Here is a 14,999-nt window from a genome sequence, read left to right as displayed (position 1 = left end):
CTCGGCGGGTCACTCCCGTCGACACCAGTTTGTAGCCGCCCGCGAGCGCGCCTTCCCGGGTGCCGCCGATCGCCGCGCCGGCCCAGCCGCCGGTCACGATGTACCTGCATTTCCCGTTCGTCACGGTGCCGATTCCCATCACCCCGCCGGCGCCGCCCCCGCCGCCGCCGTAACGGCATGGCGCAAGGCCGCGACTGCGCGCACACTGGGCGGTGACGGCACGAGCGGCGAGGAGGTCGCGTGGGCGAATACGGTGCGTTCGGATTTGATCCCGACGAGTTCGATCGAGTGATCCGCGAGGGCAGCGAGGGGCTGCGCGACATGTTCGAGCGGGTCAGCAAATTTGTCGCGGCACCCGGAGCCCGGACCGGGTGGTCGTCGTTCTTCGAAGACCTGTCCCGGCGCCCCCGGCCGGAGCCCGAGACCACGGGGGAGGCCGGCGACGGCGTCTGGGCGATCTACACGGTGGACGCAGACGGCGGCGCGCACGTCGAACAGGTTTATGCGACCGAGCTCGACGCGCTGAGGGCCAACAAGAACAACGTCGACCCCAAGCGCAAGGTGCGGTTCCTGCCGTACGGCATCGCGGTCAGCGTCCTCGACGACGATTCTCCCGCCGAGGAACCCGGCGAACCTTCCTGAGGTTCAGCCCTGCTGGACGACGTTCGAACCACCTGAGTTGCTGACCTTTGGGCTGCCCGAGTGGTAGGTGACCTTGTTGTTGAGGCCGGCGGCATCGATGGTGTCGACGGCGTCGACGGTGACCTGGTTCTGCATGCCCGACACGGTAAGGCTCGTGCAGTGGCCGGTGATCACCACCGTGTTCGACACCCCGCGGACGATGACGATGTTGTCGTTGCAGGCGATCGTCCGGTTCTCGTTGACCCCGGAGACACTGACCTTGTCGCCGGGCGCCGGGGCCGGTGACGTCGACGGCCTGGGTGTTTTGGTCCGGGTGGTCGACGGGCCGGTGCCGCTTGGGGGACCGAACGTGTCGGTGATGGTCGGCGGGGAGTTGATGATCGAGCGGACACCGGAAAGCTGATGTGCCGCGAAGGCGGCGATGCCGCCGGCGAGGGCCAGCATGCCGATGACGATGACCGTGCCCAGGATCCACCACATGCGGTTGCCCGAGGGGCGTTGCGGCGGCGGGCCCGAGAACGGGCCGCCATAGGTCCACGGTGACGGCGGTGGGGCGGCCGCCGGCCCGGGCGGATAAGCCTGGCCGCCGGGCTGCGCGCTACCCGCCTCGGATGCCCGCGCCGCGTCGGCGAGCGGGCGTTCGAGTTCCCGGATCCGCTCCTCCGGGTCTTCGTCTGCGGCCATTGGTTGAATATGCCATTCGCCCGGGTGATTTCGGGCGGTTCGGTAGTTTCTGCATCGTGCCCGAGTTGCCGAACCGTCAGGTCTTGTTGCGTCGCCGCCCCACGGGGCTGGTTCAGCCCGGCGACACGGAGCTGGTCACCACCACGGCGCCCGAACCTGCGGAAGGCGAGGCGCTGCTGCGCACCACCTACGTCGGGATCGATGCCGCCGCCCGCACTTGGCTCGACGACCAGCCCGGCTACCTGCCGCCGGTGCAGCTGGGCGAGGTCATCCGCGCGGCCGGGATCGGCGAGGTCGTCGCCTCGCGCTGCGACGCCTACGCCGTCGGCGACGTCGTCACCACGCTGACCGGCTTCTCCGAGTACGCGATCATCCGCGACGACCTGTTCAGCACGCCCATCCCGGGCGAGGACGACCAGCTGGCGATCATGTCGGTGTACGGGCCGACGGGCGCCACCGCCTATTTCGGGATGACCGACATCGGCCGGCCCAAGGCCGGGGAAACCGTCGTGATCTCGGCCGCCGCGGGCGCCACCGGATCGGTGGCCGGGCAGATCGCCAAGATCGCCGGCGCCCGGGTGGTGGGCATCGCGGGCGGGCCGGAGAAGTGCCGGGCGGTGGTGGAGGACTTCGGGTTCGACGCGTGCATCGATTACAAGAACGACGACCTCGCGGCGGCGCTCAAGCAGCACTGCCCGCGGCGCGTCGATGTGTACTTCGACAACGTCGGCGGGCCGATCCTCGACGCGGTGCTGGGCCGCCTGGCCCCGCGCGCCCGCGTCGTCCTGTGCGGCGTCATCTCCAGTTACCTCACCGGCGAGCACCCGGGGCCCGCCAACTATGTGAACCTGCTGTCCAAAACCGCGCTGATGCAGGGGTTCAACGCCCTCGACCAGTGGGGTCGCTTCGACGAGGCGTTCGCCGCGCTGCGGCAGTGGGAGGCCGAGGGCCGGCTCAAACACCGGGAAACCATCTTCGACGGCATCGAATCGTGTGTCGACGCCCTCAACGGCCTGTTCACCGGAGTCAACATCGGCAAGACGCTGGTCAAGCTCAGCGAACCGGCTTCCCGCTGAGCCAGGCGGGCCTTGGCGGGCAAAAACTCGCCGCCACGAGCCGGGTGTGGGCTGCGTGGCACCCCGGCGCGTGGTTTCATAACACCGTTTGCGAAAGTTGCCTAGGGGTATCGGGCTAGTTCGGAACACGGCTTTCACGATTGGGGTTGGAGATGGATCGTCGCACCATGATGTTGATGTCGGGGCTCGGCATGCTCGGGGCTGCGATGCGGTTGCCGGGCGCCTGGGCCACCCCAGCGGCGCCGGAGGCGCCGCCGTCGGCCGGTCCGGGTGGCCCGTACATCTTCGCCGACGAGTTCGACGGCCCCGCGGGTTCGGCTCCCGACCCGGGGAAATGGACGGTGCAGACCTGGCAGGACGACGTCTTCCCGCCAGTCGCGGGGATATACCGTGACGACCGCCGAAACGTGTTCCAAGACGGCAACTCCAACCTTGTCCTGCGCGCCACGCAGGAAGGGGACACTTACTACGGCGCCAAACTGCGGGGCAACTTTCGCAGCATGATCAACCAAACATGGGAAGCGCGAATCAAGCTGAACTGTTTGGAGCCCGGCCTGTGGTCCGCGTTCTGGGGCGTCAACGAGGATCCGCTGCCAGACGGCGAAGTCGACCTTTTCGAGTGGTACGGCAACGGCTCTTGGCCCCCGGGCACCACCGTCCACGCCGCGTCCAATGGGAAGACCTGGGAAGGCAAATCGATTCCCGGCATGGTCGACGGCAACTGGCACACCTGGCGAATGCACTGGGGTGAAGAGGGATTCGAGTTCGCGCGCGACGGGGCGGAGTACTTCAAGGTTCCCAACAAACCCATCCATGTCCACGGCGGCGCTCCCGACGACTTCCGGTGGCCGTTCAACAATCCCGGCTACTGGATGACGCCGATGTTCACGCTGGCGGTCGGTGGGGTCGGTGCCGGCGATCCCGCCGCGGCGTCCTACCCCGCGGACATGCTCGTCGACTATCTGCACATCTGGTGACTACCGCTCGGCTTTGAACACCTGAACCAGGTTGAACTGCCAGCGCTCGACCAGCCGGAAGCCCAGGTCGTGCGGCACCGCGAAGGCGGGGGTCGCCCCGTAGCGCGGCCCAGGCGGCAGCGCCGGGCCCCGATCGTGGGCGGGCATCGACTCGTCGGCCTGCGTGATGATCCAGACGACGCGGCAGTGGCTCAGGGGCGCGGCGACGACCTCCGGGATCAGGTTGGTGTCGAAGACGTCGTTGCGGTCGGTCGCCCGCTGCCACAGCGTGAGGTCGACCAGCTCGCGGTAGGCATCCGGGCGCGCCGCCAGCAAGGGACGCATCGGGGCGGGCATGAACGTCACCGTGTCGTTCACCAGCAGGCAATCGCCCGGGGCGGCCCGGGCGGTGATCAGATCCGCCACCTGGCTGTAGTCCATCCCGTACTTGGCGTACGGATTACGCTGCACCAGAAGGTAATTCGGGGCGGCGGCGACGGCGAACAGGGTGACCAGGGCCGCCGTCGGCCACGGCCGGGTGGTCACCGCGGCGGCGCAGACGCCCAGGCTCAGCGCCATTCCCGGCGCCGTGAACGTCAGGTAGCGCGGGGTGTAGATCGAGTGCACCAGCGCCGAGTAGGTCAGGATCGCCGCGGTCGGTAGGGCAAGCCACGCCACCGCGAGGGCCAGCAGCTGCCCATCGCCGCGCGCCGGTGGGCCGGACCTGCTGAGCCACAACGCAATAGCCCCCGCGATCACCAGCGCCGACAACACGGCGAACGGGGGGCTGCGCTCGAAATACTGCTGCATCAGCACGTCTTCGATGGTGCGGTGACCTATGGGTGCTACCCAACTGATCTGGTGCGCTTGGCTTGCGACGGTCACCAAGAACGGGGCCGTGGCGCCGAACGCGACGGTCGCCGCGATCGCGAATCGCAGCAAAACCCTTCGTGTGCAACGAGACACGACGACCAGCGTGAGGTGCGCCGCGACCAACAACGCAAGATACACGTCGAGCGCAATCGACGAGACCAGGGCGACGCCGTAGGCCGCCCACAGCCAACCGGTGTCGCGGCGCGCGGCGCGCACGAGCAACACCGTCAGCCACACGGCGGCCATCATCGACGGCGCGTAGGGGCGGGCCTCGATGCCCGCCCACGTTGTTCGAGGCAGGACCGCACAGAACACACCCGAGGCCACCGCGACGGTCCGGGACGAGAATTGCTTGCCCAGCACCACTATTCCTGCAGCGGCACCCCCGACGGCCAGGCCGCTCGGCGCGCGCGACCAGAACTCGGTGGGCGGGAAAACCTGAAACCAGGCGTGCATGAGCAGGTAGTACAGGCCGTGCACGGCGTCGACATTGCCCAGCATCCGCCACAACTGGGCGAGGGAACGACTGTATGCGGCCGAAATGGTGGCGGCCTCGTCGTACCAGAAAGACGGGCGGGCCGCACCGCCCAGGCTCACCGCGACGGCAAGCACCCCGACGAGCAGCGGGTCCAGCGCGGCCGGCGGGCGGCGAAGCGGGTTCCGCACGTCGCTATGGTGCCAGAAGCGGACCCTCGGACCCCGTCGAGCCCCACCGCCGGCCGACGGTCAGTTGAGCAACCAGACGTGCCAGAACCCGTCGGAGCCCGGGCGGCAGTCCCAGTGGGTGTACAGCTGGTCGTTGTGGGTGATCTCGACGTGCGGGGCGTCGGCCTCGCAACCGGACTGGCTCGAGTAGTTGCCCTCGACCTCGACTTCGTCCGCGCTGGCCACGCCCACCCCGGTGGTGAGTAGCCCGGCAAACGCCAATAGGCCGGCGGCGCAAGCCATCTTCATCTAGACCTCCCCTTCTTAGCTGAGCAGACTATAACGACCGGCGCGGGCGCCGGATCGAAAACGAGGAATCCGGCAAACCGCCGCCATTCGAACGTATGATCGATCGATGGGGCAGTTCGCGTCCATCGGGTACAACGGCCAACCGGTCCGCAGCCCGTTCCGGGTGGTGCGCCCGCCGGTCACCGTTCTGGTGGACCTGACGGTGCTTTTCCCGCGTGAGCCGCACCGCTCCGGCCGGTATCAGCCGAACGGCCTGCAACTGCACAAGGTCGTCGAGGGGCTGCTCAGCTGCTGGGGCCTCTGCGAGCAGGGCGACTGGTGGGGGCTGGTGACCTACCCGGTCGCCTACGGTTCCCAGCGCAAAACCGTGACGCACTGGGTGCCGGCCTGGACGTTGCGCCGAAAGCCGTTCTGAGGGCGACGCTTACGTCGGAGCCGTGCGGACGGGTCGCGCCAATGCGATGATGGCTGCCCGTGGACGCAAGTTGGGGTTCGGTCCTGACCAAGCTCGTCGCGCTGGCGGCCGTCATCGCGCTGTCGCCCATCACGGTCGTTCCGGCGGTGCTGGTTTTGCACGCGCCCCGGCCGCGGCCGACCAGCCTCGCCTTCCTCGCCGGGTGGGTCCTGGGCCTGGCCGCCCTCACCGCGGTGTTCGTCAGCGGCTCCGAGCTGCTTGGCGGCCTGCACAACGCGCCGCCGACGTGGGCGTCGTGGTTGCGCGTGGCGCTGGGGTCGGCGCTGATCGCGTTGGGCGCCTACCAGTGGCTGACCCGGCATCGTCACGGCAGCATGCCGCGCTGGATGCGTTCGTTCTCCACGCTCAGCCCGGCACGCGCCGGGCTGACCGGGGCGGTGCTGGTGGTGCTGCGACCCGAGGTGCTGATCATGTGCGCGGCGGCCGGCTTGGCCGTCGGCGGCAGCAGCCTCAGCACGGCCGGCCAACTGGCGGCCGCCGCGGTGTTTCTCGTCATCGCCGCGTCAACCGTCGCGATCCCGGTCCTGGCGTATGTCGCGGCCGGCGACCGCCTCGACGATGCGCTCGAACGCCTCAAAGGGTGGATGGAGGAAAACCATGCCATGCTGCTCGCCGTCATCCTCGTCCTGATCGGTTTGATGGTGCTCTACAACGGGATTCGCGCCCTGTAGATTGCTGCCCATGGCAGGTAGCTGGGGCACCGTGCTCACCGGGCTCGTTCCGCTTGGACTGGTCATCTCGCTGTCGCCGCTCACCGTCATCCCGGCGGTGCTGGTGCTGCAGGCGCCGCGGCCCCGCCCGAGCGGCCTGGCGTTCCTGGCCGGCTGGGCGCTGACCCTCGCCGCGCTGACGGCGCTTTCCGTCGCGGCCTCCCACCTGCTCGGCGGCCTGGACAGATCGCCGCCGCGGTGGTCGTCGTGGCTGCGCGTGGTGCTGGGGTCGGCGCTGATCGTGTACGGCGTCTACAAATGGCTGAATCGGCACGGCCACTCCGAGTCGCCGGCCTGGATGCGTTCGTTCGCCACCATCACCCCGGCCCGCGCGGGGATCATGGGGGCGGTGCTGGCCGTGGTGCGACCTGACGTGGTGCTCATCTGCATCCCGGCCGGACTGGGCATCGGCACCGCCGGGCTCGGGCTCGCCGGTGACTGGGTGGCCGCCGGGTTCTTCGTTGCCATCGCGGCGTCAAGCGTCGCGATCCCGATACTGGCCTACGCGGCGGCCGGCAGCCGTCTCGACGACACGCTCGCAAAGCTCAAAGACTGGATGGACCGCAACAACGCCGCTCTGCTCGCGGCGGTCCTGGTTCTGATCGGCGCGATGGTGCTCTACCACGGGATTGACGCCCTATAGCCGCCGTCGGCCAGGCCGGCGTCCTGCTCGAGCCGGTTGATCGCGCCGAAGGCGTATTCGCGGACCAACTCCCGGCCGTAGTCGCGCAGCATGCCCGCGTAGCCCTTCGCAGCCCATTGCCGGCAGTGCCGCTCCTCGTGGTGCAGCACCCGATCCAGGTCGAGGCCGCTCTCCACGGGCCTGCCGTCGGCGCGCACGTGCCAGGCGTGGCCGGACTCGACGATCCGGCGAAGCCACCCCGCGGGGTCGGTGACGGCGCCCATGTTGACCATGAAGATGTCACCCCAGGTGGTGCCGGCCCGCCGGCAGAATTGCCGTTGGATCCAGTTGCCTCCCAGGCCCATCAGGATGCCGTTGGGCGTCGTGACCAGGCGTCCGCCGTTGCGGTGAACGAACCTGACGTCGCGGGTGTAGCTCCAGCTATTCGCGCTCTGCCGCAACATGATTCGCGTGATTTCGGCTGTGCCGTAGGGTGTCGGCGGGAAATCGGTGCGCCACGCCGCGTTGCTGCCGTAGCCGGTGCCCGCGTTCAGGATGTAGGTGCTCAAGACGGCCGCGCGGGCGTCGGCACCACCGGTGCCCCGGGGCAGGAGGAAGAAGGATTTGCCGTCCGGATCCTTGATCTCCGTCATCCGCCCGAGCGACCGGAAGGTGTCCGGCGTGACGGCGTGCCGCCGGGTGATCTCGGCAACGACGTCCGGGGCCACGCCCTGCCACGCGGCGTTGTCCCGCCATGCCTCGAAGTAGCCCGGTGCGTCCATGTCCGCCAACCAATTTAGGGTGTAGCGAATGAACAGGCGGCCCAGGCGACGCGCGCGCGGCATCGAACAGATCACCCGGGGGCTGGGCACCCTTGACCGGGAGATCTTCGAGGCGATCGCGGAGACCGACACCCCGCTGCTGGACGCGGTCATGCCGCCGCTGACCCGGGCGGCCGACAACTCCAAGCTGTGGTTCGCCATCGCCGCGGCCCTGATGGCCTCGGGAAAGCCGAGCGCCCAGCGCGGCGCGACGCGCGGCGTCGTGACGCTCGCGGCCACCAGCCTGGTCACCAACCAGGTGGCCAAACGCATCCGCCGCCGCCCGCGGCCCGGGTACGAATTGGTGCCGCTGGTCAGGCAGGTCCGCCGCCGGCCGACGTCGAACTCCTTCCCGTCGGGGCACTCGGCCAGCGCGGCCGCGTTCGCCGTGGCGGTGGGTTTGGAGAATCCGATGCTGGGCTTCGGGCTGGCGCTGCTGGCCGGGCTGGTCGGGCTGTCGCGCGTGGCGACGGGCGCGCACTACCCGGGGGATGTCGTCGCCGGGTTCGGCATCGGGGCGGGCCTGGCGGTGCTGGGCGGCCGGCTCGTCCCGCCGATCGTCGAAACCGCGCTGCCCAGGACCGAACCGCTCCGAGTCGAGGCGCCCGAACGGCCCGACGGTTCCGGGGTGGTGCTGGTGATCAATCCGGAGTCGGGTAGCGGCACGGGGGCCCGTGTCGTCGACGAGGTGCGCGAGGCGCTGCCGAAGGTGGACATCCGGGAGCTGGGGCCCGACGACGACCCGGCGGAGGTCTTGCGCGAGGCCGCCGCGAACGCCGACGTGCTTGCGGTCGGCGGCGGCGACGGCACGGTGGCGGCCGCGGCGGGCGTGGCCATCGAGGCCGGGCTACCGCTGGCCGTGTTTCCCGCCGGCACGTTCAACCACTTCGCGAAGGACATCGGCTGCGACACGGTCGCCAAGACCGTCGACGCGATCCGCCGGGGCAGCGTGTCGTGCGTGGACCTGGTGTGCCTCAACGAAAGTCAGATGGTTCTCAACACGGCGAGCATCGGCGCCTATCCGACCTTCGTGCAGCAGCGCGAGAAACTGGAGAAGCGCATCGGCAAGCCGCTGGCCGGTCTCTACGCCATGCTGCATACGCTGCGTCATGACCAGCCCGTCCGGATCTCGTACGACAACAAGACGCTGCTGACGTCGCTGTTCTTCCTCGGCAACTCGCTGTACCTGCCGACCGGGTTCGCCCCGTCGCGGCGGACCCGGATGGACGACGGCCTGATCGATGTGCGGATGCTCGACGCGGGCCGCCGGTGGTCGCGGACCAGGATCCTGACCGCGCTAGCGCTGGGCCGGTTGGAGCGCAGCCCGCTCTATCACGAGCTGCAGGTGCCGGAATTCAGCTTCGTCGCGGTCGACGGCCCGACGGTCATCGCGTGTGACGGTGAGGTCGGCGACGAATACGAGAAGGCCAGCTTCACCGCCAAATACCGGGTGCTTCCGGTCTTCCGCCCCTGCGACTAGGTTCCCTCGGTCAAGTCCCGCACCCGCGCATAGCGCTCCAGCACCTGGGGCGTCGGGTCGGCGGTGTATTCGCCGGTCTCGGGCGGCTTCCAGGCGGGCGGCCGTGGCCAGCCGCTCAGCGCCCACGCCGCCTGCCGGGCCGCACCCAGCGCGACGTACTGCGCGGGGGCCGGCACCAGCACGGGTACGCCGAACACCGCGGGGGCGATCTCGCGCAGGGCGCGGGATCGGGCGCCGCCGCCGATCAGCAGGATGCGGCGGGTGACGACGCCGTACGCGGCCAGGTGGGCCAGGCCGTCGGTCAGCGCGCACAGCAGCCCCTCCACGGCGGCCCTGGCCAGGTTGGCCGGCGTCGCGTTCACGACCCGCAGGCCGTGCAGCGCGCCAGAGGCGTTGGGGCGGTTGGGGGTTCGCTCGCCCTCCAGGTAGGGCACCAGGACCAATCCCGCGCCGCCCGGCGGCGCGGAGAGCGCGAGCTTCGACAGCTCGTCGTGGTCGACGCCCAGCATGTTGGCGGCCGCGTCCAGCACCCGCGCGCCGTTGAGGGTGCACACCAGCGGGAGGTAGCGCCCGGTGCCGTCGGCGAATCCCGCGACGAAGCCGGCGTCGTCGCGGACCGGGCCGGCGGTGACCGCGGCCACCACCCCCGACGTCCCGACGGAGACTATGACGTCACCCTCGTCGGCGCCGAGGCCCAGCGCCGCGGCCGCGTTGTCGCCGAGGCCCGCGCCGAATGCCCTTGCCCCATCGGTGGTGCCGATCGACGGGCCGAGCACGGTGGGCAGGCGCGGGCGGCGGCCGCGCAGGGCCAGCTCGAGAAGGTCGGCGCGGTAGGCGCCGCTCGCGGCGTCGTAGTAACCGGTGCCGCTGGCGTCGCTGCGATCGGTGGTCAGCGCCGCGATGTCGGTGTCACGCCGCAACCGCCACGTCAGCCAGTCGTGCGGCAGGCAGACGGCGGCCGTTCGGTCGGCGTGCCGCGGCTCGTGGTCGGCGAGCCAGCGCAGCTTGGCCACCGTGATCGCGGCCAGCGGCACGACGCCGACGGCCTGCGCCCACGCCCGTGGGCCGCCGAGTTCGTCGACGAGCGCGCGCGCCGCGTCGGCCGAACGCACGTCGTTCCACAGCAGCGCGGGCCGCACCACCCGGCCCGCGTCGTCGAGGCACACCATGCCGTGTTGCTGCGCGCCGACCGCGACGGCCTCGACGCCGTCCAGTCCCCCCGCGGCCGCGATCGCCTCCCGGGCCGCGACTTCCCATGCGGCCGGGTCGATCTCGGTCCCCTCGGGATGCGCGGCGGTCCCTTCGCGGACCACCTCGCTCGTGGCGGCGTCGCAGATCAACACCTTGCAGGACTGCGTCGACGAGTCGATACCGGCGACCAGCGTCATTCGTCGGCCCCGACCAGTGCCCGCAGCGTGGCGCGGGCGCCGTGCCGGTGCAGCGAGTCCAGCGCCCACAGGTACGGCTCGAGGAAGCGGGGCTGGTCGACGAGGTCACCGAACACCGCGCGATTGGCGAGAAACGCGGTTGGGTCCTCGCGCTGGGAGCGGGCGATGGGGACGAGCGTGTCGGCGAGCCGGTCCACCACCTCGATCGGCTGTCCGCCTTCGTCGACGCCCTCGGCGTAGCGCGCCCAGCTGGCGACGATCGCCGCGGCCAGCCGCACCGGGCCGCCGCACCGCAGATTGTCGGCGACCACCGGCAACAGCCACTTCGGGATGCGGTCGGACGAGTCGGCGCACAGCCGGGCCACCGTGTCGCGCACGTAGGCGTTGGCGAAGCGGGGGATGAGCCCGGCTTTGAAGTCGGTCAGCCCCGGGACGCGCGCCAGGGTCGGCATCGCCTCGGATTCCAGGTAGCGGTCCAGAAATTGGGCGATCAGCGGATCCTGGGCGGCCTCGTGCACCATCCGATACCCGGCCAGGTAGGCGAAGTAACACAGGCCCTGATGGCTGGCGTTGAGCAGCCGCAGCTTCATCGCCTCGTACGGCGAGACGTCGTCGACCAGCTGGACGCCGGCCTTCTCCAGCGGCGGCCGGCCGTCGGCGAAACGGTCCTCGAGGACCCACATGGCGAACGGCTCGGCGACCACCGGCCACGCGTCCCGCACACCGAACTCGGAATCGAGCCGCGCGATCACGTCGGGAGTGGTGACCGGCGTGATGCGGTCGACCATCGAGTTGGGGAACCTGGTGTGCTCGCACATCCATTGCGCGAGTCCGGGATCGAGCCGCTCGGCGCACGACGTGAACGCGCGCCGGGCCACGCTCCCGTTCTCCACGATGTTGTCGCACGACACGATCGTGGGGGAGGGCAGGCCCTGTTTCCGCCGCCGGTTCAGGCCCTCGGCCACCAGTCCGAAGACGTCGCTCAGCGGGGGGCGGTAGCCGCCTTCGGTGATGGTCAGCGAGACGATGCGGGTGGCGGGAGCCGCGAGCAACTCGATGACTGCGTCGGGATCGTCTGGCGCGTAACGGAAGTCGACGATCGAGCCGATGACCCTGGGCTGCCGGGTGCCGTCGGGGTGTTCGAGGATCAACGTGTAGAGGTAGTCCTGCGCGCGCAGCACGTCGCGCATGCGCCGGTCACGCGGCAGCACGCCGACACCGCAGATTCCCCAGTCCCGGGCCATCCCGTCGGTGAGCAACCTGTCGACGTACATCGCCTGGTGGGAACGGTGAAAGCCGCCCACGCCGAAATGCACGATGCCGACGTCGATTTGGCTGCGATCGTAGGCCGGGACGGGGACGTTGAGAGCGCTCAGGTTGCGCGCGCTCAGCTCCATTCCCGGCACTTAGCTCACCGCTAAGCGTTAGGGCACAGATCGCGCAACGCGAAAATCACGACGTCCGCGGCCTGCCGACCGTTGATCCCGCCGGTGCCCTGGTCGGCGTCCGAGCGTTGGATTGCCAGGCCCTCCAGCTGTTGGGGGCTCGCACCCCAGGAAAGCTGTTGGCACAGATCCGCGCCCATCTGCAAGAGCGCTTCATCGCCACCGTTGACGGCGTGGATGCCGGCGTTGTGCAGGTCATTGAGAAAGGCAGTCTGGTCGGCCCGCGCCGGGCTGGCCAAGACGATCCCCGCGGCCAGAAGTGGGGCCCCCACGAGGGCTGCGCCCATGAACCGGCCAAAGGGCCGCTGTGCTGCCATCGGAATTTCTCCTTCGTGCCGTGCCCGATCGCCGATGATGCACTTTTACACGAAAACACCGTGAAACACGCCGCGGAAGATCGATCCCGAGGATGAATTGTCGGCAAAGAGCGATGGCCGGCCGGCTGGACCAGGTTCGCTCAGGCGTCCGGGCACAGATCGCGCAAGGCGGCCTCTACGACGACGTCGGCCTGCTGCGGGGTGATCCCGTTGGCGCCTTGCCTGCTGTCGGAGCGCTGTACCGCCAGGCCCTCGATCTGCGACGGCGGAGCGCCCCACGACAGTTGCTGACAGACGCTCAGACCCATCTGGACCAGCGCCGCGTCGCCGCCGCTGACCGCGCGGATGCCGGCTTTGTGCAGGTCGTTGACGAAAGTGGACGCGTCCGCCTGTGCCGGCCCGGCCCACATCACCCCGGCGACCAAGAGTGGACCCCCCACCAGCGCTGTGCTTATGAATCGGCCGCAGAGCCGTCGTGCTGCCATGGCTCCTTCTCCCCTATTCGTTAACCCTTCATTTGTCGATTGTTCACCTCTATGGCACCTCCAGTACATCTCGTGTCGCCGAAAATTTCCTGTGAATGCGCTGCCCAAAATTGGGCTCAGTGCGACTCGAAAGGCCGCCGCGGCTCTTCTCGGCAAAGCCTCTGACTCGTGACGCCCTTGTGACGTCACCATTTGGAAACGGCGCGGTGCGGCGCGTCCGGCGTTTCGCGCCGCGTGATGACAATTGGCTCGTCGTCGGAAGACGGCTATGCGGTTCTGCTGCACCGGATGGTTATGTGAGCGCGAATAAAGGAGAGTCGACGCTGATGGCGATCGTCGATCGGTTGAACATGAAGCTAGTTGCCAGCCTTGGGTTGTGCGGAGCCGCACTTGCACTGAGCCCGGATGCGGCGGCCGCTCCCCTGAAGACGGGCGGCTACGCCTGCATCCAGGGGCAGGCCGGCGAGGCCGGAGCGCCGTTAGCCGGCGCGCCGCTGGCCGGCGGACCCGGTGCTGCCGGTGCCGGTGGGGCCGCGGCCGCGGGCGGCGCGCCGACGGCTGAGGTCTGCACGGCCAGCGCGCCACTGACCGACATGGCGGGTGTCCCGATGGCCGTGCCGGGGCCGCTGCCGGTGGGCGCTCCGCTGCCGGTGCCGCTGGGCGGGCCGTTGCCGTTGCCGCTGGGCGCGCCCCTGCCGTTGGGTGCGCCGTTGCCGATCGCTCCGGTGGTGCCGGCCGGCGCTCCGCTGGTTGCCCTCGGTGGGCTGGCGGCCGGTGCTCCCCTCGACGCGGCCGCCGGGGCCCCGCTCATCGACATGTCCGGGGTCAAGGACGCGCCGACGGGGCCGGCGCCGAGCGGCGGCCCCCAGCCCGGTCAGCCCGTCGCGCCCGGTCCTTCGGGCGGACACTGATAACCCTGTCGACCGAAAGGACCCGCTGGCCGCGAGCCAGCGGGTCCTTTCGTATGCGGGGCTGAGTCACTTCGGCTGTCGAGCGTGAAGTTGGTTTCACGCTCGACCGCGAGCGTGAAACCAACTTCACCCTCGGCAGAGGGCGAGCGCTGTCGGCGGCGAAAAGGCTTCTCGCTCAAAGCGATCGAGTGCGAATCCTCCTCAGGATGGAGGCCGCTCCCAGAGGTCCTGCTTGACGATCACCGGGTCGCCGACGTTGACCGTGTTGTAGTACCACTCTGCGTCTTCGGGGCTGAGGCTGATGCAGCCGTGGCTGACATTCTCCAGCCCCAGTGACTGGACGGCCCACGGTGCGGAGTGCACGAACAGGCCACGGTTGGTGATCCGCACGGCGTAATCGACGTTGAGCATGTAACCGTTGGGGTCGTCGACCGGAATGCCGACGCTGCTCGAATCCATAAGCACCGAGCGGTCTTTCGACAAGACGGTGTAGTTGCCGACCGGCGTCGGGAACTCGGGCCTGCCCATCGAAGCCGGCAGCACCCCTTCTTCGCCGAAGTGGGGTCGGTGGTGCGGAGTGGGTGGTGGAGTGGCGTCGACTCCGTCGACGCTTACCTTGAAGGTGTGGTCGGTGATGTTGGCGACGCCGACGACCTTGGGGCCGGTCTTGAATTCCGTCGACCGGCCGTCCACCGCCAGCGCCACCGTGCTGTGCGCCGGCCAGTAGTGGTCTGGAACCCACTGCACGACCTTGTTGTCGAGCCATTCGAACCTGCCGGTCATCGCGGGCGTCGACTTGACTCCGATGGCGCGCTCGGCGGCGTGCCGGTCGGCGACCGGCGCGTCGAACGTCACCACCACGGGGTGCGCCACCCCCACCGTCGCGCCCCGCGCCGGCAGGACCGACGCGACGGGAAAGTCATGCGGCTGACTTGCTGCTGCCATGCTGGTGCCAGTCGGCCCCGCAACCACACTCGCAGCGACCCCAACCACCGCAAGAACACACCGAACGTCCGCTCGCATGGCTCCGATTCCCTTTTAACTGACAGAGTTGTAATAGGGATCGTAATTCCCCGTTGACCAGCGGAAGCGCAAGGGCGCGTTAGCATTTGGCCACGCCTCGGTCACGTTTCGGCCACGGGAGTTTGGTTCGGCGATGT

17 protein-coding genes are annotated in these 14,999 nt (G+C 69.4%); 8 read left to right on the top strand and 9 right to left on the bottom strand.

Annotation, left to right across the window (positions count from 1 at the left end; genetic code table 11):
- The first annotated feature begins 240 nt into the window (after positions 1-240).
- Positions 241-642 (top strand): hypothetical protein, encoded by a 402-nt coding sequence (locus tag A5678_RS12615; protein WP_068042754.1) that lies wholly within the window; start codon positions 241-243, stop codon positions 640-642.
- Positions 643-645: 3 nt separating this feature from the next.
- Here the strand turns inward: A5678_RS12615 and A5678_RS12610 are convergent, their stop codons facing one another.
- Positions 646-1,326 carry a DUF3060 domain-containing protein gene (locus A5678_RS12610; RefSeq protein WP_068042752.1) on the bottom strand — a complete coding sequence of 227 codons (681 nt, stop codon included), beginning with the start codon at positions 1,324-1,326 and terminating at the stop codon, positions 646-648.
- Between the two features lie 56 nt (positions 1,327-1,382).
- Here A5678_RS12610 and A5678_RS12605 point away from each other — a divergent pair, with 56 nt between their 5' ends.
- Positions 1,383-2,402: an NADP-dependent oxidoreductase gene (locus tag A5678_RS12605; RefSeq protein ID WP_068042762.1), complete on the top strand. Its 1,020-nt coding sequence runs from the start codon at positions 1,383-1,385 to the stop codon at positions 2,400-2,402.
- 152 nt (positions 2,403-2,554) lie between these two features.
- The gene (locus A5678_RS12600) at positions 2,555-3,379 is read left to right on the top strand and encodes a family 16 glycosylhydrolase (protein WP_068042750.1); all 825 of its coding nucleotides are present in this window, start codon (positions 2,555-2,557) and stop codon (positions 3,377-3,379) included.
- On the opposite strand, the gene A5678_RS12595 is transcribed toward A5678_RS12600, so the two are convergent.
- Positions 3,380-4,897: a glycosyltransferase family 39 protein gene (locus A5678_RS12595; RefSeq protein WP_068042748.1), complete on the bottom strand. Its 1,518-nt coding sequence runs from the start codon at positions 4,895-4,897 to the stop codon at positions 3,380-3,382.
- Positions 4,898-4,957: 60 nt separating this feature from the next.
- Positions 4,958-5,185 carry a hypothetical protein gene (locus tag A5678_RS12590; RefSeq protein WP_068042746.1) on the bottom strand — a complete coding sequence of 76 codons (228 nt, stop codon included), beginning with the start codon at positions 5,183-5,185 and terminating at the stop codon, positions 4,958-4,960.
- Positions 5,186-5,291: 106 nt separating this feature from the next.
- Between A5678_RS12590 and A5678_RS12585 the strand changes: the two genes are divergently transcribed.
- The 3 genes from A5678_RS12585 to A5678_RS12575 are packed head-to-tail and all read left to right on the top strand — an operon-like array spanning position 5,292 to position 7,013.
- The gene (locus A5678_RS12585; RefSeq protein WP_067947845.1) at positions 5,292-5,600 is read left to right on the top strand and encodes a hypothetical protein; all 309 of its coding nucleotides are present in this window, start codon (positions 5,292-5,294) and stop codon (positions 5,598-5,600) included.
- A gap of 59 nt (positions 5,601-5,659) precedes the next feature.
- Positions 5,660-6,331, top strand: a complete 672-nt coding sequence (locus A5678_RS12580; protein ID WP_068042743.1) for a GAP family protein — start codon at positions 5,660-5,662, stop codon at positions 6,329-6,331.
- A gap of 10 nt (positions 6,332-6,341) precedes the next feature.
- Positions 6,342-7,013, top strand: a complete 672-nt coding sequence (locus A5678_RS12575; RefSeq protein ID WP_068042758.1) for a GAP family protein — start codon at positions 6,342-6,344, stop codon at positions 7,011-7,013.
- On the opposite strand, the gene A5678_RS12570 is transcribed toward A5678_RS12575, so the two are convergent.
- On the bottom strand, positions 6,989-7,774 hold the full coding sequence (locus A5678_RS12570) for a hypothetical protein (RefSeq protein WP_068042759.1): 786 nt from the start codon (positions 7,772-7,774) through the stop codon (positions 6,989-6,991). The genes A5678_RS12575 and A5678_RS12570 overlap by 25 nt on opposite strands.
- A gap of 28 nt (positions 7,775-7,802) precedes the next feature.
- Here A5678_RS12570 and A5678_RS12565 point away from each other — a divergent pair, with 28 nt between their 5' ends.
- Entirely contained in the window at positions 7,803-9,293 is a 1,491-nt protein-coding gene (locus tag A5678_RS12565) for a bifunctional phosphatase PAP2/diacylglycerol kinase family protein (RefSeq protein WP_068042741.1), read from the top strand.
- On the opposite strand, the gene A5678_RS12560 is transcribed toward A5678_RS12565, so the two are convergent.
- The 4 genes from A5678_RS12560 to A5678_RS12545 all read right to left on the bottom strand — a co-directional run bounded on the left by A5678_RS12560 (position 9,290) and on the right by A5678_RS12545 (position 12,928).
- On the bottom strand, positions 9,290-10,681 hold the full coding sequence (locus A5678_RS12560; protein ID WP_068042739.1) for a xylulokinase: 1,392 nt from the start codon (positions 10,679-10,681) through the stop codon (positions 9,290-9,292). The two genes, A5678_RS12565 and A5678_RS12560, sit on opposite strands and share 4 nt — an antisense overlap.
- Entirely contained in the window at positions 10,678-12,078 is a 1,401-nt protein-coding gene (locus A5678_RS12555; RefSeq protein ID WP_068042738.1) for a mannitol dehydrogenase family protein, read from the bottom strand. The genes A5678_RS12560 and A5678_RS12555 overlap by 4 nt, the downstream gene beginning before the upstream one ends.
- 20 nt (positions 12,079-12,098) lie before the next feature.
- Positions 12,099-12,413 carry a DUF732 domain-containing protein gene (locus A5678_RS12550; protein WP_197502127.1) on the bottom strand — a complete coding sequence of 105 codons (315 nt, stop codon included), beginning with the start codon at positions 12,411-12,413 and terminating at the stop codon, positions 12,099-12,101.
- Between the two features lie 170 nt (positions 12,414-12,583).
- Positions 12,584-12,928 (bottom strand): DUF732 domain-containing protein, encoded by a 345-nt coding sequence (locus tag A5678_RS12545; RefSeq protein ID WP_068042735.1) that lies wholly within the window; start codon positions 12,926-12,928, stop codon positions 12,584-12,586.
- A gap of 326 nt (positions 12,929-13,254) precedes the next feature.
- On the opposite strand from A5678_RS12545, the gene A5678_RS12540 reads away from it, so the two are divergent.
- A complete protein-coding gene (locus A5678_RS12540; RefSeq protein WP_068042733.1) occupies positions 13,255-13,839 on the top strand; it encodes a hypothetical protein in 585 nt (194 codons plus the stop codon).
- 201 nt (positions 13,840-14,040) lie between these two features.
- On the opposite strand, the gene A5678_RS12535 is transcribed toward A5678_RS12540, so the two are convergent.
- Positions 14,041-14,862, bottom strand: a complete 822-nt coding sequence (locus A5678_RS12535) for an Ig-like domain-containing protein (RefSeq protein ID WP_068042731.1) — start codon at positions 14,860-14,862, stop codon at positions 14,041-14,043.
- Positions 14,863-14,999 lie beyond the last annotated feature (137 nt).

The sequence above is a fragment of the Mycobacterium sp. E2733 genome, from assembly GCF_001667585.1.
Lineage (GTDB): Bacteria > Actinomycetota > Actinomycetes > Mycobacteriales > Mycobacteriaceae > Mycobacterium.
Note: the sequence above shows the minus strand (reverse complement) of the source record. Positions and strands in the feature narration are given on the sequence as shown.

Excerpts from the sequence above, each read along its gene's own strand:
- A5678_RS12560 (WP_068042739.1), bottom strand. The coding sequence starts at position 10,681 with ATGACGCTGGTCGCCGGTATCGACTCGTCGACGCAGTCCTGCAAGGTG.
- A5678_RS12545 (WP_068042735.1), bottom strand. The coding sequence starts at position 12,928 with ATGGCAGCACGACGGCTCTGCGGCCGATTCATAAGCACAGCGCTGGTG.
- A5678_RS12590 (WP_068042746.1), bottom strand. The coding sequence starts at position 5,185 with ATGAAGATGGCTTGCGCCGCCGGCCTATTGGCGTTTGCCGGGCTACTC.
- A5678_RS12550 (WP_197502127.1), bottom strand. The coding sequence starts at position 12,413 with ATGGGCGCAGCCCTCGTGGGGGCCCCACTTCTGGCCGCGGGGATCGTC.
- A5678_RS12610 (WP_068042752.1), bottom strand. The coding sequence starts at position 1,326 with ATGGCCGCAGACGAAGACCCGGAGGAGCGGATCCGGGAACTCGAACGC.
- A5678_RS12555 (WP_068042738.1), bottom strand. The coding sequence starts at position 12,078 with ATGGAGCTGAGCGCGCGCAACCTGAGCGCTCTCAACGTCCCCGTCCCG.
- A5678_RS12565 (WP_068042741.1), top strand. The coding sequence starts at position 7,803 with ATGAACAGGCGGCCCAGGCGACGCGCGCGCGGCATCGAACAGATCACC.
- A5678_RS12540 (WP_068042733.1), top strand. The coding sequence starts at position 13,255 with ATGGCGATCGTCGATCGGTTGAACATGAAGCTAGTTGCCAGCCTTGGG.
- A5678_RS12570 (WP_068042759.1), bottom strand. The coding sequence starts at position 7,774 with ATGGACGCACCGGGCTACTTCGAGGCATGGCGGGACAACGCCGCGTGG.
- A5678_RS12585 (WP_067947845.1), top strand. The coding sequence starts at position 5,292 with ATGGGGCAGTTCGCGTCCATCGGGTACAACGGCCAACCGGTCCGCAGC.
- A5678_RS12575 (WP_068042758.1), top strand. The coding sequence starts at position 6,342 with ATGGCAGGTAGCTGGGGCACCGTGCTCACCGGGCTCGTTCCGCTTGGA.
- A5678_RS12600 (WP_068042750.1), top strand. The coding sequence starts at position 2,555 with ATGGATCGTCGCACCATGATGTTGATGTCGGGGCTCGGCATGCTCGGG.
- A5678_RS12535 (WP_068042731.1), bottom strand. The coding sequence starts at position 14,862 with ATGCGAGCGGACGTTCGGTGTGTTCTTGCGGTGGTTGGGGTCGCTGCG.